General features: G+C 34.5%; 14 protein-coding genes. 6 read left to right on the forward strand and 8 right to left on the reverse strand.

What is annotated here, in order from left to right; translation table 11 throughout:
• Positions 1-297 precede the first annotated feature (297 nt).
• Positions 298-2,340, forward strand: a complete 2,043-nt coding sequence (locus NHG49_RS07420; protein ID WP_064476643.1) for a transglycosylase domain-containing protein — start codon at positions 298-300, stop codon at positions 2,338-2,340.
• 126 nt (positions 2,341-2,466) lie between these two features.
• Here NHG49_RS07420 and NHG49_RS07425 read toward each other — a convergent pair whose 3' ends face one another.
• The 3 genes from NHG49_RS07425 to NHG49_RS07435 form a co-directional block, all read right to left on the reverse strand.
• Positions 2,467-2,895 (reverse strand): hypothetical protein, encoded by a 429-nt coding sequence (locus NHG49_RS07425; protein WP_064476642.1) that lies wholly within the window; start codon positions 2,893-2,895, stop codon positions 2,467-2,469.
• Between the two features lie 195 nt (positions 2,896-3,090).
• The gene (locus NHG49_RS07430) at positions 3,091-4,470 is read right to left on the reverse strand and encodes a Gly-Xaa-Xaa repeat protein (RefSeq protein ID WP_258125644.1); all 1,380 of its coding nucleotides are present in this window, start codon (positions 4,468-4,470) and stop codon (positions 3,091-3,093) included.
• A gap of 243 nt (positions 4,471-4,713) precedes the next feature.
• Complete coding sequence (locus NHG49_RS07435) at positions 4,714-5,985, reverse strand: ATP-binding protein (protein ID WP_064476640.1); 1,272 nt, start codon at positions 5,983-5,985, stop codon at positions 4,714-4,716.
• 160 nt (positions 5,986-6,145) lie between these two features.
• On the opposite strand from NHG49_RS07435, the gene NHG49_RS07440 reads away from it, so the two are divergent.
• The gene (locus tag NHG49_RS07440; protein WP_064476639.1) at positions 6,146-6,991 is read left to right on the forward strand and encodes a DUF72 domain-containing protein; all 846 of its coding nucleotides are present in this window, start codon (positions 6,146-6,148) and stop codon (positions 6,989-6,991) included.
• A gap of 290 nt (positions 6,992-7,281) precedes the next feature.
• On the opposite strand, the gene NHG49_RS07445 is transcribed toward NHG49_RS07440, so the two are convergent.
• The 4 genes from NHG49_RS07445 to deoD all read right to left on the reverse strand — a co-directional run bounded on the left by NHG49_RS07445 (position 7,282) and on the right by deoD (position 10,914).
• Complete coding sequence (locus tag NHG49_RS07445; RefSeq protein ID WP_001094861.1) at positions 7,282-7,476, reverse strand: DUF3924 domain-containing protein; 195 nt, start codon at positions 7,474-7,476, stop codon at positions 7,282-7,284.
• Between the two features lie 124 nt (positions 7,477-7,600).
• Entirely contained in the window at positions 7,601-8,131 is a 531-nt protein-coding gene (locus tag NHG49_RS07450) for a tyrosine-type recombinase/integrase (RefSeq protein WP_000806236.1), read from the reverse strand.
• 107 nt (positions 8,132-8,238) lie between these two features.
• The gene (locus tag NHG49_RS07455; protein ID WP_064476638.1) at positions 8,239-10,050 is read right to left on the reverse strand and encodes a sensor histidine kinase; all 1,812 of its coding nucleotides are present in this window, start codon (positions 10,048-10,050) and stop codon (positions 8,239-8,241) included.
• A 156-nt stretch (positions 10,051-10,206) separates the two neighbouring features.
• The gene (gene deoD, locus NHG49_RS07460; protein WP_000110707.1) at positions 10,207-10,914 is read right to left on the reverse strand and encodes a purine-nucleoside phosphorylase; all 708 of its coding nucleotides are present in this window, start codon (positions 10,912-10,914) and stop codon (positions 10,207-10,209) included.
• 175 nt (positions 10,915-11,089) lie between these two features.
• Between deoD and NHG49_RS07465 the strand changes: the two genes are divergently transcribed.
• A complete protein-coding gene (locus tag NHG49_RS07465; RefSeq protein ID WP_064476637.1) occupies positions 11,090-11,878 on the forward strand; it encodes a hypothetical protein in 789 nt (262 codons plus the stop codon).
• 4 nt (positions 11,879-11,882) lie between these two features.
• Here the strand turns inward: NHG49_RS07465 and mprF are convergent, their stop codons facing one another.
• Positions 11,883-14,468, reverse strand: coding sequence for a bifunctional lysylphosphatidylglycerol flippase/synthetase MprF (gene mprF / locus NHG49_RS07470; protein ID WP_064476636.1), 2,586 nt, complete (start codon positions 14,466-14,468; stop codon positions 11,883-11,885).
• Positions 14,469-14,654: 186 nt separating this feature from the next.
• Here mprF and NHG49_RS07475 point away from each other — a divergent pair, with 186 nt between their 5' ends.
• The 3 genes from NHG49_RS07475 (at position 14,655) to NHG49_RS07485 (ending at position 16,578) form a co-directional block, all read left to right on the forward strand.
• Positions 14,655-15,044: a hypothetical protein gene (locus tag NHG49_RS07475; RefSeq protein ID WP_064476635.1), complete on the forward strand. Its 390-nt coding sequence runs from the start codon at positions 14,655-14,657 to the stop codon at positions 15,042-15,044.
• Positions 15,045-15,066: 22 nt separating this feature from the next.
• Positions 15,067-15,558, forward strand: coding sequence for a YpuI family protein (locus NHG49_RS07480; protein ID WP_016133998.1), 492 nt, complete (start codon positions 15,067-15,069; stop codon positions 15,556-15,558).
• 105 nt (positions 15,559-15,663) lie between these two features.
• Positions 15,664-16,578 carry a superoxide dismutase gene (locus tag NHG49_RS07485; RefSeq protein ID WP_064476634.1) on the forward strand — a complete coding sequence of 305 codons (915 nt, stop codon included), beginning with the start codon at positions 15,664-15,666 and terminating at the stop codon, positions 16,576-16,578.
• Positions 16,579-16,681: the final 103 nt, after the last annotated feature.

The following is a 16,681-nucleotide window of genomic DNA, read 5'->3' on the forward strand; positions in this document are numbered from 1 at the left end:
CAAAAGTAATATATGTAAAATATATTGGCTAGTCAATTCTAACAAAAAACTGTCGTTTTTTAAAACATTTTATCGAAAAGTTTACAAAAACTTAACATAACTCTCATTGTTGTATTAATAATATTAATAATCAATAGTGAATATCTTACTTGTAGAATGTCCTTTTCTTGCAAAAAGTATGAATGTGAAAGAAAAGCTTTACACTACAGGAAAGACTACGTTATTATAATAAATTTAAAAGGAGGTATATTCTTCCTTTTGAAAAGAAGAGTGTAAACAAACGAAGGAAGTGAACGAATGAAATTGAAGAACACTCACTTAAAAAAAATGCGGGAGTGGTTCAACAAGAGGAAGAAACTTCGTAATTCATTAATTGTATTAGGAAGTTTACTTGCTACTCTATTTATTGCTATAAATATAATAATTTCTATTCAAGACATATCTGAATTAAAACAAGCTGTTCCGCAACCGACCTTAATTTATGATGCAAATAATGAAGTTGCGACGAAATTAGCTTCTTCTAAAACAGAAGGTGTTAAAAGGAAAAATATTCCTGACATTATGGTTCAGGCAATTGTTGCAGTAGAAGATAAGGAATTTTTTAACCATCACGGTATTTACTATAGTGGAATTATAAGTGCAGTTTTTAAAAATATTACAGCAGGAGAAGTCGTGGCGGGGGGAAGTACAATTACACAACAACTTGCGAAAAATGTATTTCTGACACAAGACCGCACATACTCTCGAAAAATAAAGGAATATTTTTTAACAAAAAAAATAGAGCGTACGTATACGAAAGATGAAATTATTGAAATGTATATGAACCAAATTTATTTTGGTGAAGGTGCTTGGGGCATAAAAAGGGCAGCTAAATCTTATTTTGATAAAGATGTAAAAGATTTAACAGTTTCAGAAGCTGCAACGATTGCTGGCTTGATTAAAGCACCGTCTGCATATTCGCCTTATAAAAACTTTAATAAATCAATCGAACGACGTAATGTTGTATTAAGTTTAATGAAAGAGCAAGGATATATCTCTGACGAACAGTATAATAAAGAAAAAGAGAGCGGTCTTGTGTTAAAACGTGGTGTGGATGATAAATACAAGGGGAAATACTCTCAATATGTAGATTATATTGTTAGAGAAGCAATGGACAAGTACGAATTAACACAAAATGAAATTTTAGCGGGTGGTTATCGTATTTATACAGAGCTTGATCCGAAAAAACAACAGGCTGTGGAAGACGTTGTGAATAATGAGAGTTATTTCAAAGATAATGGCTCAGACCAGCTTATGCAAACGGGTGTAGTTCTTATGAATCCAAAAACAGGTGGCGTACCAGCTTTAGTTGGAGGAAGAGGGCCGTATCAGTTTTTACAGTTTAACCATGCAACTCAATTAAAAAGACAACCTGGCTCAACCTTAAAGCCCTTGGCTGTATATGTACCAGCGTTAGAGCAAGGGTATGAAGTATACGATATATTGAAAGATGAACCATTTAATATTAAAGAATATAAACCACAAAATAGCGATCACACTTTTCACGGTGATGTGACAATGTATGAAGCTGTGGCAAAGTCGTACAATGTTTCGGCTGTTTGGCTATTAGAACAAATTGGATTGGATAAGGGATTGAAATCTTTAGAGCGATTTGGTATTCCATTAGTGCCAGAAGATCGTACGTATCCGATCGCTTTAGGCGGTATGCATGTGGGGACATCTCCATTTGTAATGGCTCAAGCGTATAGTGCATTTGCAAATGACGGTGTCCAAGTGGAAGCTCATGCGATTAGAGAGATACAAAATGCTGAAGGTGAAATAATTGGAAAGTGGTATAAGAAAGAGACACGAGTGACGAGCGAGAAAATTGCTCAAAAGATGACATATTTATTAAAAGGTGTTGTCGAAAAGGGAACGGGCGAAAAGGCGAAAGTTAATAATGTTGATACGGCTGGTAAGACAGGAACGACTCAAATTGTAAATGGACCAAGCACCGGTGCAAAGGATTCATGGTTTGTTGGATACACACCAGATTTAGTAGGTGCGATTTGGGTAGGATATGATAAAACAGATAGTGATCATTATGTTCCGGGGGGAAGTCAAATTACGACGACAATGTTCCGGGATATTATGAAAAAAGCGAATGCCAATCCAGCTCAAAAAGCATTCCAGTTATCGCTCATATCTGAGGCTGATTATAAAAAACAATTGAATACAATAGAAGAGGAAAAACGAAGAAAAGAAGAAGAGAAGAGAAGAAAAGAAGAGGAACAACAAAGAAAAAAAGAGCAACAAGAGTGGATTGATAAAGTGAAAGAATGGATTCCTTCATTTTGGTAAAAGAAAGAGGCGAATAACGAAATTCGCCTCTTTTTCGTATGAGAAATTAAGTGAACTTTTAATCGGTGGGAGGAGCTGTATCTATCTCTACGAGTTGTTAGCCCATATCAATTGGGATAAATAGTATTACTCGTTAAGTGTAACATTTGTACTGCCAAAGGATTGAGAATCGTATGTGATGATTATTTTTCCTTTACTAATAGGCTCGTAAAGTAATTCTTCTTCGTAATTACCATTATTTTCATTGTGGATAGAAAGTGTGATTTCATCGATTTTTTTATTTGTATACTGATCTTTAATCGTTTCAGCAATTTGAAGTAACGCTTCGGAACTAGAAGCTTTCGTAATAAGCATTCCTTTTATAACCTTTTTTTCATTCTTTGTGGTATTGGAATAAGGGATGTTGCTTTGTTTTTTATACAAAAGTTTGTATGGAACAGTTTTTCTCTCTGCTTTTGATATAGTGGAATATTTTAGAGTTAAAAAAAATCCTACACATAAAATAATGCATACCATAAGAGCAAACCAAATGCGTATTAGTGACATAACTCTCATCTTCATCCCTCTTTCATATCTTTGACTTCACTATTTATCATACAAAATGAGGATTAAGACAGAGTAAATTTGAGGTAAAGAAACGTAAAGAAGGAGCACTTATCCTCCCAAATAAGTGCTCCTTTCTATATAAAGAGAGATTTAATGCACGGTTAAACGATACATATTAGTATAAATCTATTTATTGATTGAAAATTAGTAAATTCGGAATACGGATAGTGTTGCAGTTGTATCACCTGTGTTAGGAATAGAAATAGTGTTTGCTGTAGGCTGTATAGAAATCGTTGTACCAGCTTGTAAAGTAACGATTGTAGAGAAAGAAACAGCACTACCGATAACGTTAGTTGAGAAATTACGAGTAGGTGGTTGACCATTGAATGAAATACCGAATCCAAATGGTGAAGATCCTGGGAAAGTTGTAGACGCTGAGAAACTAATATCATATACGCCTGTTTCTAAAACTGTTAGAGTATCTGTAGTGTCATTAAAATTAATATTATTTATTTCAAAAACTTGATTGAATTGGATATTCATTCCAGGTGATATAGTTTGAGCATTGGAGTTTCCAATTGCAGCGATAGTTACAGGAATTGGAGTACCCGCTGGTCCTGTTGCGCCAGTAGCACCTTGAGCACCGGCTGGACCTTGAGCACCGGCTGGACCTTGAGCACCAGTAGCGCCTTGAGCACCGGCTGGACCTTGAGCACCGGCTGGACCTTGAGCACCAGTAGCACCTTGAGCGCCGGCTGGACCTTGAGCACCGGCTGGGCCTTGAGCACCAGTAGCACCTTGAGCACCGGCTGGACCTTGAGCACCGGTAGCACCTTGAGCACCAGTAGCACCTTGAGCGCCGGCTGGACCTTGAGCACCAGTAGCACCTTGAGCACCGGCTGGGCCTTGAGCACCAGTAGCACCTTGAGCACCGGCTGGACCTTGAGCACCGGTAGCACCTTGAGCACCAGTAGCGCCTTGAGCGCCGGCTGGACCTTGAGCACCGGTAGCACCTTGAGCGCCGGCTGGACCTTGAATACCTTGAGCTCCCTGAGGTCCAGTAGCGCCTTGAGCACCCGCTGGTCCCTGAGCACCTTGAGGTCCAGTAGCTCCTGTTGCTCCTCCTCCAAGGCAACCTGATCCGTATTGAACTAGGATAGTTTGAATCTCTGTTATGAGTTTAACTAATTTGTCGATCGTACAACAATCTACTTTGAATAACTTAGCGATATACAATAAATAATTAAGCAGGCTTTGTAGTTCAACGTACAATGCTCCGCATGAGAAAGGTGTTGTTCTTAAAATAGTTAATAGATTAGCAATAATAGAATTTCCAATTTGTTTTTGTGCTGGAGATAAATCTAAGCAATTGAGGAATTTTTGTAAGTTATTTAGGGCAGCGATTAAGTTATCGATATTATTTTGAGAAGGGTTTTGAAAGACAGCTTGAATAGCTTGGCCAAGAGCTTGAAGAAGTCTAACGAATTCTGTAAGTTCGGACTTAGAAATGTTAATATGACTACAAGCTCTGACTTCGCAACAATCATTCCCATAAAATACTTTTCCTTTATTTTTATTGTTCATCTTTTCATTCCTTTCTTTCATAGAATCAATAGTCATTACTATATATTAAAATGAAGTTCATACTAAATTCGTGATGGACAAACTACCATTTCTAAAAAAATAAGAAATTGGCCCATCTAGCAAAAATAAGTAAGATATAGAGAAGGGTTTATATAATGTAAAGAAGAAACGTGCAACATAAAAAACTGCATGCCAATTGTTGGGAGTGTTTAACAATTGGCATGCAGTTTGTGGCTTGGTCCTTTATTTGCATTGATTTAATTTTTCAAGGGCTGTTTTAGGTAAGATTGGAATTGAAATAGTGAAAGTTGTACCATCTTCAGTACTAGTCATTTTTAATGTACCGTTATGATTTTGAATGATTTTCTTCGTTACGGACAAGCCAAGCCCTGTACCTGAATCTTTTGTTGAGAAGAATGGATCAAAGATGTATTCTTGAATGGCTGGAGGAATACCAATCCCATTATCAGTGAAAGTAATACGAACAAAATTATCTAGGCGATAACTAGTAATTTGGATAGAAAGTTTTTTTTCACCTTGGGCATCGAAAGCGTTCTGAAATAGGTTTAAAAAAACTTGCACAAGTTCGTGACGATCAATATGGACCAATACATCATCTAATTCGGTAGAAAAATTATAATCAATTGAAATGTTATGTAAAAATACTTCACTAGCTAGTAACTGTTGAATATACTCACGTAAAAATGTATTAATAGGAAACGGTTCTCTTGTAAATTCGCGTGTTTTTGAAATAGATAAAAATTTTGTAATAATACTATTTGCACGATCTAATTCAGGAATAAGTAAGTTTTTAAATAGTTCTTTATTAGATGGAGAAACAGTTTCTTGTAAAAATTGTAAATAACCTCGTACGGTTGTAAGAGGATTACGTACTTCATGTGCAATACCGGCTGCGATTCGTCCTGCTAACGAAAATTTTTCTGCATCACGTTCTGTGTTTAAATAATGAAAGACACTAATAACTCTAAAAATCTCTCCGTTATAATCACGAATAATTCGGTTATTTAAAATGCCATAGTTTTTGTCTAAAACTTCTTCATTATATATTTCTGTTCCCGTTCTTAATGTTTCAAGAGCTTTAATTTTTTCTTCTGGTAATTGTAGTAATTGTTGAATTGGCTTTCCGATTATATCATTTCGTACTACACCAAAATCATCTGCTGCAATTTGATTACATAATGTTATATTTCCTTTATTATCAACAAAGGTTACATGATGTGAAAAAGCATCAAAAATATGAACAAAGTATGTTTCAAGTTGTTTAAATAAAAATAATGAATCGCAAGTAAGTTGAAAATCAGCCTCTCTATTCTCTTTTTGTATGTTTTGAATGGAATGAGTCGTTCTCGTTTTCTTTATTTGTAAACCAATATGTGGATTTTTGTATGTGAAATGATGTGGTAATTGATTCACAAGTTCTTCATAAAAACGTACTTTATTTTCTAATTCTTCTATTCGTTTTTCATGAGATACAATATCATCGTTTGGAAGCATAAATAAATAACCCCTCAATTTAAAAATTCTTCCATCTAGTATATCATATTTTTATACGGATACTCTTAAAGAAGAGGCTACTTAATAAAATTGATTAGCTGAAGTGTTCGGGAAGTGAGTAGAATGAATAGAAGGTGAAGTGAAAAAGGGAGGGATATATTTGCTTTTCATTGGAGTGACAGGGTGGGGAGATCATGATTCTTTATATATAGATCCCTATGAAAATAGAAATAAATTACGAACATATAGTGAGCATTTTCCTATTGTGGAAGTAGATAGTTCATTTTATGCGATGCAACCTGCACGAAACTATACAAAATGGGCAATGGAGACACCGAAAGGTTTTTCTTTTGTCGTAAAAGCATATCAAGGGATGACCGGACATATGAAAGGTGAAATCCCTTTTTCTACGTTCGACGAGATGTTTGATGTGTACAAACAATCTATTCTGCCTTTAATAGAAGCTGATAAATTAAAAATGATTTTATTTCAATATCCACCATGGTTTGATTGTAAAAAGAAAAATGTGGATTTTCTTCGATATACGAAAGAAAAAATGGAAGGTTTACCGTGTGCTATAGAATTTCGGAACCAAACATGGTTTTATCCGGAAATGAGAGATAAGACGCTACAGTTTTTGGAACAAGAGAAATGGATTCATACCATTTGTGATGAGCCACAGGCCGGAACAGGTTCGGTACCGCTCGTATTAGAAGTAACGAATGCAGAGATGGTGTTAATACGTTTTCATGGTCGAAATGTTCATGGCTGGCTTGATAAAGGAGAAAATTGGAGAGCGGTTCGTTGCTTATATCGCTACAACAATAAAGAATTAGAAGAATGGGTAGAAAGACTAGAGCAATTAAAAAAGAAGACAAAGGACATATATGTACTATTTAACAATAATTCGGGCGGAGATGCAGCGGATAATGCGAAACAACTTATGAAAATGATGGACATTACATATGGTGAGCCGAAGCCCGAGCAATTAAATTTATTTGAATGATAATAAACAAGAAAGGCACTGTACAAACAGGGGGAATGTACAGTGCCTTTCTATATGAAAAAGAGGGGTAACAATGTTACTGAGCGTTTGGTTGATTCATCAATTGTTGGCTTCGTAATAAATGATAATGGTTATCATTATCAATGTCAATAGTTTTCCGAAAAATAAATAAAAAACTTTTTATGAGACATTAAAAGTAGATAGATTTCTAAAAAAGTGTGGCTGATGCAAAGAAGTTTTTCGGGGTATCCAGTAAATCATTGATAGAGTATCAAAAAAAAGAACAGCAATTAATGCTGTTCTTTTCCAGTGACGAATTGTTGTAAATCAAAAGGAGTTATCGCTTGGATAAACTCTTTTGAGATAAGTGTTTGAACAAGAGTACTCTCAGAAATGGAAGCACCTGTTTTCTTTTCATAAGCTTGTTTTAATAAATCAAGTTTTTCAGCCGTTTCTTTCGGTAATTCAATTGTTAATGTGTTCATAATTTCTCCCCCTTACTATTAGAGTACCACTACAATATAGGAGAGACAAGACAAGAAAAGAGAATGTGAAACATAAAAAAGGTTACCATTTATAAATGGTAACCTTTTTTATGTATAAGAGTTATTAAGCAATACCGATATACTTTAAAGTTTTTGATGGAGTACTATGATCAAAGAAGTGTTGTAAAAATGCGATATCAACACCTGATTTGTATGCACAATATCCCCAAGTTTTTCGAAGTGTATGTGAGCTAATCCCTTCTAATCCAACTTCTTTTGCAGCTTTGTTTAAAATGTACCATGCATGTTGTCTCGTAATAGATTTCGTTCCTTTTTGAGACTTTAATAATGGTTCATTACGTTTCCAAGTTTTACGTTCTTTCATGTAGTCTTCGATCGCGTGCTGTAAGTCTTCATTTACAGCAAACCATTTATGTTTTTTTACTTTTTCATTGTAAAATAAAATGGAATGGCGAACATTTTCATTTTCATCAATTACATCACTAACTTTTAATTGTAAGATTTCACTTACTTTTAAGCCAGAATTTACAGCTAATACGAATAATAAGCCATCACGTTTCGAAGATTGTAAAAGTATATTTTTGATAGTTTCTAATTGTTTTTCATTTTGAATAGGTTGTCCTGCTTGTTTCATTTCACGCACTCTCCTCTTTTATGTGTGTAAAGGAAAGGATTAACTTGTTTCTTACTATAAAGGGAGAGTGTGAATTTCATGTGAACTCCTAGTGAAATTAAGACAAATTATTTGACTTCTTTTACTTTTTGTAAATTAAAGTAGAATACAACACTATTAGTCGTGTTATATACACCGTACTCGGCATGGTGGAGGTCTAAAATGTTTTTTACAATAGATAACCCGAGACCGGTACCTCCAGTATGACGGCTACGAGATGCATCTAAACGGTAGAAACGATCCCAAATTTTTTCAAGACTTTCTTCAGGGATAGGGTTTCCTGTGTTTTCGATTTCGACTTTTACTGTATCTTCCATTGCTATAACGGAGACTTGTATTTTTTCTCCATCTGGCGTATAGCGAATTGCATTGCTAAGTAAGTTCACAACTACTTGCTCAATACGACTACGATTCGCTTTAACAAATATCGAAGAGTCTACATCTATGTTCACTTGTAAATGCTTTTCCTCCATGCTAAATAATAACTTTGTATAGACTTGTTGAATTAATTCACCGATTGAGAATGTCGTCATATCTAGTTTGTACGTACCTGATTCTAATTTTGCTAATTCTAACATTTCAACAATAAGTCTGTTCATGTTTTCGGTTTCTTCTAAAATAACATCTGTGTAATATGTCGTATCTTTACTAACGCCATCTTTAATTCCTTCTGCGAAACTTCTAATTACACTGAGTGGTGTTTTTAATTCATGTGATACACCAGAAATGAATTCTTTTCGCGTTTTTTCCAATTGACGTTCACGTTCAATATCTTGTTGCAATTTTGTATTGGCGACATTTAATCGATCGATTCGGTCTTTTAAGTTTACAGATAACGTATTAATACTGCCGGAAAGCCCACCAATTTCATCGTCTGCTGTTACAGGTAATTTCTCACTAAAATCAAAATTGGCCATTTTCTTTGTAACGCGATTCATTTTAATTAATGGTTTCACAATGATTTTTGAATAGTAGAAGGATAATAAAATAATTACGAGAAAAACGATGATTAAGGCATAGACATAATAATCCTTTAAAACGAGCATTGCTTCATTAACAGGTTGCAAAGACGCTATGGCAAAAGCGTATTCTGTAATTTTTCCATTTTCCACAATAGGTTTTACAAAGATACTATTTTTTATATTCTCTCCACCATCTATTATATAAGTGTTTAATTGGTGCGAGTTAGCAGTGCCATTTCTAATAATGTCTGCAAAATATTGAACGGCTTGTAATGTTTCAAAATCATTTGCAAGACGAACCTCGGCTTTTGATGGAAGCTGTAATTTAGATACAATACCAGTAAACTCAATTTGAGTCACAGTTTTGGAGCGGTTTGTAAGTCTATTTTTAGAAGAGTTGCCATTAATGGATTGAAAATCTGAATTGAAACGTTCGTTTTGCCATCGATTATAATTTGTTGTCAATTCTAGTGGTGTTATTGTTTTCCCTCGTACCAAACCGACGACGTTTATCATGCCATCTTTTTTCAATCCTAAGTTTTCGAATTTCTTATATTCTTCAGGCGTTAAAAGATTATTGAGTGGAATGAAATATGTTTCATTATTTTTAGGATTAATTACATCAATGTAGTAATTGTTGTCACTTTTAATAATGCCCTCAGAATTTAAAAATTGCATATCAGCATTTGTTTTATCATGAAATTCTTGTTTTAGTTTTCTAACTTCCTCAGGGTCTTTTTCGCTTTTTTCATAATTAGCTACGAATTTTTCAAAAGCAGTTTGAACTGTTTTTACTTTTTTATTAATATAAAATTTCTCTAAAAATAGAGATTGTCCTAAGAAAAAAAGGAGGAATATGATTGTAAATAATGTTGATGTTAATAAAAATAGTTTAAAGACGATACTTCTGTTTTTCACTGCGTCACCTCTTGTGAGAAATACTGTAAATGATTTCTTTATTATAACAAACGTTACAAAAAAGTAGAGGAGAAAATCTGTCTCTTCCGAAAGTAGTTTTTAGTAAAAAGTCACATAAAAAGAACTCGACAGACGTATGACGAGTTCTTTAATGTATTATTGTTGAATTGCTGCATCTAAAGCGATTTCAATCATTTCGTTAAATGTAGTTTGACGCTCTTCAGATGTTGTTTCTTCACCAGTGAAAATGTGATCGCTTACTGTTAATACAGATAACGCATTTACACCGTATTTCGCCGCTAATGTATAAAGAGCAGTTGTTTCCATTTCTACTGCTAGTACACCATAATCTCCAAGTTTTTTAACCATGTCCATGCTCTCGCGGTAAAATACATCTGCTGTTAAAACATTACCAACACGAACGTGTAAGCCTTTTTCAGTTCCAGCATCGTAAGCTTTCTTTAAAAGGTCAAAGTTTGCAGCTGGTGCAAAATCAAAACCTGGGAATGTTAAACGGTTCATATTAGAATCCGTACAAGCTGTCATTGCAATAATAACGTCACGTACTTTTACGTCTTTTTGAATCGCACCGCAAGTTCCAACGCGAATTAAATTTTTAACTCCGTAGCTTTGGATTAATTCGTTTACATAAATAGAAATAGAAGGAACACCCATACCTGTACCTTGAACAGATACGCGTTTTCCTTTATAAGTTCCAGTGAAACCTAACATACCACGCACGTTATTATAGCAAGTAACGTCCTCTAGAAATGTTTCAGCGATATATTTTGCACGTAATGGATCACCAGGTAATAGAATAGATTCAGCAATTTCGCCTTGTTTTGCTTCAATATGTACACTCATGAAAAGTCCTCCTTATAATGTATCGATAGAAATCAATATCATTTGCATTATACACTATCAATCCTTTCAATTAAAATCTTTTAATTATTTGTAATATGTGCAAAGCAGGAGGATTTCATAAATCATAATCTAGAATATATATGTAAGAAGTTTTGTATGAACAGAGACAATAAAAATGGTAGGTGATGTTTTGAAAAATCTTGTCATTGGACTTGTTGCTTTGCTATTTATTGTAGTAGGAGGATTTTACATAAAAAAGTATCAGGAAACTACAGAGACTGTAGGTGATGTTCAGGAAGTAAAATGGGATGTGTCAAATGGAAAAGGAAATGAGAAAGTAGATATTTTGTTTCAATTACTAAATAATAAAAATAACGAAGTTCGTGGTGTGAATGATCAAATTCGGGCAGTTATTGTAGACGGACAATTAAAGCATGTACAACAAATGAAACCTACATTTGCAGGAAATGGATCCTATAAGGTATCTTCCAAAATAGCGAAAGATGAAGGGTATACAATATTTTTATATGAAGACAAAAATAAATCTGTGAAATCATTTGCGAAGAAAGATTTTGGGAGAGAAATAGAGGAGAAAAATAAGAAAAAAGTAAAGTTTCCAATCGATAGTGTACTTACAAAAAAAATAGGGGAGTATGAAGTTTCTCTTTTATTTGGTGCATTGCATCCGAATGAACCAGCGACGTTAACATTTCAATTCCAAGCGAAAAAGGGTGACAAATTGAAATTACATTCAGAGAGAGGAGAAGTAGAGGCGCTCTATATCGTGGACGAAACGAGAGAAAACTTTTTATACGCAATACCTGTTGATACAGATGAGCAATTACAATATCGTATTACATTTCCTATAGAAGGAACGTATAAAATATGGGGAGATTTCTATATAAATGGTAAGAAATATGAAAAAGAATTTATTGTACAAGTTCAAAAACGAAAAAACAGCTAAATGTTTAGCTGTTTTTTCGTTTTCCTATTAATTTTGTTACAGAGAGCATTGTAATTGGTAAAGAGTGATTCTTTCTAAATGCTAAATATTTACCGCTCCATGCTGGTTTATATTTTTCTTTAAAATGACGTAGCCCGCTGAAACTATACGTATAACGAACATTATTAAAGATGGCAGCAGCAACTCGTTCAGACCAGAAAGATTGTGTCGATAAACCTACATTTGAAAGTGGGGCCATACCAATATTAAAGGAGTGGTATTCATTTTCTTTTGCCCACTGGAATAGGTGGATGAAAATTGCATCCATAATGCCGCTAGGCGCATCTGGATAATAGCGCATTAAATCAACAGACAATGATCCGTCTTGATATACGGGCATAAAGGTCGTGAATGCAATGATTTTTCCATCCGCATCACATAATGTAGCGATAGGAGCACGGCTAATATATTCACGATCAAAATATCCGAGGGAAAAACCTTTCTCTTTTTTTCCGCCGAGCCACGCATCTGAAACTTTTCTTAATTCTTCAAATAATTCGTTTGAGAACGGTGGCTGGTGAATAGAGAATGTATAGCCTTCTCTTTCAAAACGGTTGAAAGTTGCTCGCATACCGGCGCGTTTTTTTCCTGTTATTGTAAATGTGTTCAAATCAACGACAGCTTCTTCACCAAGTTTAAAGAAGTTATAACCAAAATCATGATATAAACTCATCCATTTACTTTCTATTTGGTAGAATACACAAATGTATCCAAATCGATCAGCTTCAGCTAAAAACTCTTGTAACACAGTACGGTAGGAGGAAGGAGCCCCAATTGGATCACCTAGCACAACGAGACGTTTTCCAGTTATAGAGAAGAGAAGGAGCGCTTTCCCATCACTACTGAAGAAGAATTGTTTATCTCCTAAAAATCCTAAATGACTAAGTACATTACCATCATGTTCATCTAAAAAGTTTTGCAATCTTTTATCATTAGCTGGTTGCCCGGGAAATTCATTTCGATAACGATTGGCAATGAGTGAGCCAATCAGTAAAAATGTAGGAACGAAAAAGGCAGCTGCTAATGCACTTCGTTTCACTTGCGTAATATTACGAACGACAAAATCAGGTTTAAAAGCTTCTTTTGCACCTGCAAATAAAATACCTAAGTTTTTATATAAATATAAAGTGATGAGTAAGAATATAAAAACTTTTACCATATCAGAAAGTGAGACTTCCATTTTCTCGCGTACAAATCTTTTACGAAGCATATATAATACAGCGAGTACGATTAATAAAATAAACGTCTCTTCAATATCAATCCCTTTTAGCGTATTAAAGATGGCTGCTCCGATTAAAGAAATAATCGTCATATAGTAAGAACGTTTTGTTCCATAATATATGCCTCGTGAAAGGATTAGGAGGAGAATACCAAATGTTAGTGATAAGCTAAAAGAAAATTGAATAAGATGTTTTGGAGCTAGAATATGTAAGGCGTGTGCTCTGTTTATACTTGTCGGTAGAATGGTCGATAAAATAACCATTAATCCAGCAAATACTGTTAAAGCAGCAGAGGCCCATGAACCTAGTTTTCCTAGAAAATCACGCTGCAAAGTCCATATAACACCAGTTGTTTCTAATGCAGGCGCAATAAAAGGTTTATCTTCAAACTTTTTAATGGCCACGCCTGTCATTTCAAAAGCTGCAAAAATAAGACCAAGGCAGAAAGGTAAAATGTAATAGACGAGGCGATATAATAACATGGCAGGTAGTAATACGCCTGTATCAATGCCATATTGTCCGAGCCCAGTTAAAAAGACAAGATCAAATGAACCAAGTCCACCAGGAACAAGACTAACAACACCAGCTAAAGCAGCAATTACATACACACCTAAAAACTTTTGAAATTCGATATCGATACCAAATAATATTAGTATGACGTACATAACAATACCGGCAGATACCCACTCAACTAATGAAACTAATGAGTATAAAACAGTTGGATTTTTCTCTTCTTCCCCCTCTTCTTGCTCTTCGGTTTGCTTTGATTTTCTATTTTTTAGTTTAGAAAAGCCAATGTATATAGGGACGAAAAGGGCGAAGAAAATAAGAACAGGCCATAGCCACGGTTTTTCATGCAAAATAAAACTTGTGTCTAATATTCCAATAAGACCGAGGAAAGAAAGAATTGCGAGTCCGTTAATAAAAGCGGTTGTCATCCAGGCAATACTTTTAATAAGTTTGCCATTTTCTTTTATGTATGGACGATAAAGCATTGTGCGTACACCAGCTCCAACGAGACCACCAAACCCAATAAATCCATTTAAAGTATTAGCAATCCATGAGATACGAAAAATCTTTTGGACTGGTATATCAGCTTTTAAATAACGAAGCATAACATAGTCATAAAAAAACATTGTTGATACGGCAAATGCACCAAGTGTAATTGCTAAAAAAACTCCTCCGGTTGGAATGTTTTTAATTGTATTGATTGCTTCTAAAAAAGAAATGCCTGCTAATTCTTTTTTTGCTTGAAAGAATACAATTGTTAATACAACAAATGGGAAGATAATTTTCCCGATTTGTAAGAAACGTTTCCATGAAAACGACATAAATACAACTCTCCTTGTATAAGAAAACTGAGACAATAATATTATTATGACAAACTTCAAGAAAAATAAAAAGGTAAATTCCTGTATAGGGAAGCTATTTTTTATATGGGTTATATTTAAAAGAGTATTTCGTTTGTCAGAAAATTAAGTTAAAATGAATTGAAAGAAGGAAGAGAGGGGAAGTAGATGATTATAATAGGTTATGCGGGATATGAGTTAGAGAAAGCGAAACCTAATACATCAGAAGATTTCTTTAATAGATCTGAAGTGACATATATATTAAATAATAAAGAAAGAACTTTTTCCGTTTTATACGTTCGATATTTTGAAGAAATTTTACAAGAAATTACTCCTTTTGAAGGAAATCCAGTATGTAAAGTAGAAGAACAAGACATATATTTACGAGATATTGTAGCGATATGTTGTTTATTGAAAGAGAATGAGCATCGCATGCAAAAACGTTTATATTTAAATAATATAGAAGCATTCCAACAATATTTTGATGAGGGAACAGTGGTGAAAGTACAAGAAATATTGGCTGAATTACATAAAAATAAAAGAGTAGAAATAGCGTGAAATGGCAAAGGAGAGGGAAAAAATGTCTAATCTGATGGTTGAAAATCAAACAGAACAAGTTTCTATGTTTTTAGAAGATGTTATTACTTTGATAACCAATTATGTAAATTATCATACGTTGCCTTCTTTATTAGAAGAAACACCAGCAGGGAACGAGCAATATTATAAAGGGTTATTAGCATCAATGAGACGTCTTCTCGTTTTTTGTGAAGAAGGACATGATGCATGTTTTGTTTTGTTAAATAGCCAGCCATTTCGAAAAACAGCAGCTGAGAAAATTTTATATAAAATTTATCATCAAGTAATTGCAGAGTTTTTCTCACCAAAGAGTGATCATTGGTATGAAAATAGTCGGTCTGCCTATACAGGGAAAAACTCCATCGTTTTTCAACAAACGCCACCAGCATCTATAGAGCAAGTGATGAAGAGTTTAGAAGGTAAATTTCAATTGATGCGAGAAGAACTAGAATATTATGAGACGGATTACCAAACAAAGATGTTACACAAATATTAATTGCGAAAAAGAAGCTAAGGGGACTTAGCTTCTTTTCCTTTTGTAAAGTTATATAAGGGATTTCCTTTGAATATATTTATGGGGATAGCATTAAGGAGGTGTAACATGAGTCAGCAAGGTGTATTTACAGATTACTTTCATGAAGTAGAAAGCTGGTGTGAAAGTGTTCTTCACGTATTGGATAGCCGTGCAATGGAAGTGTATGATGTCCATATGCTTGCTTATAAAATTCAAACGTTATTAGATCGTATGAAAGAGCATGAGTATGATACAGATGCAGAGTTTATGTATGAAATAAGTGATGATGTAGAACATATTCAGCATCATTTGCAGGAAGTATTCGTGCAGGGAGAAGAGGAATATGAACTATATGAAAGAGGGGATAGTGAACGAGCTGTTCCAATTGGAGGGCATACACTTCCACCATTACCTTATCCGTATAATGCGTTAGAACCGTATATTTCTAGAGAAATTATGATGTTACACCATGATAAACATCATCGCACTTACGTGGAAGGATTAAATAAGGCAGAGAAGATGATGGAAGAAGCGAGAAAAACAAATCAATTTGATTTAATTAAGCATTGGGAAAGAGAAGCGGCTTTTCATGGATCAGGTCATTACTTACACACGATATTTTGGAATAACATGAAAAAAGATGGTGGCGGAAGTCCAAGAGGGGCTCTTTCACAACAGATTGAACAAGATTTTGGGAGTTTTTTACGTTTTCAAAAACATTTCACAGAAGCAGCTTCTAAAGTGGAAGGATCAGGCTGGGCGCTTCTCGTTTGGGTACCACGATCTGGAAGATTAGAAATTTTGCAGAGTACACTTCATCAATTATTTACACAATGGGATACGATACCGCTCCTCGTACTAGACGTGTGGGAACATGCGTATTATTTACAATACCAAAATCGAAAAGATGAATATATTAAAAACTGGTGGAATGTTGTAAATTGGCCTGATGTAGAAAAAAGATTTGAAAGTGCGAAACAAATTGAATGGACACCGTATTAGACGCAGGTTCTCTGCGTCTTTTTTATTAGAAAGAGAAAGAGATTTCGTTCATATTTTAAAAGGCCAAGCATACACTTGTACAAAAAGTGCCAAAAGGACGTGG

The organism is Bacillus sp. IBL03825 (genome assembly GCF_024712505.1).
GTDB classification, from domain to species: Bacteria; Bacillota; Bacilli; order Bacillales; family Bacillaceae_G; genus Bacillus_A; species Bacillus_A wiedmannii.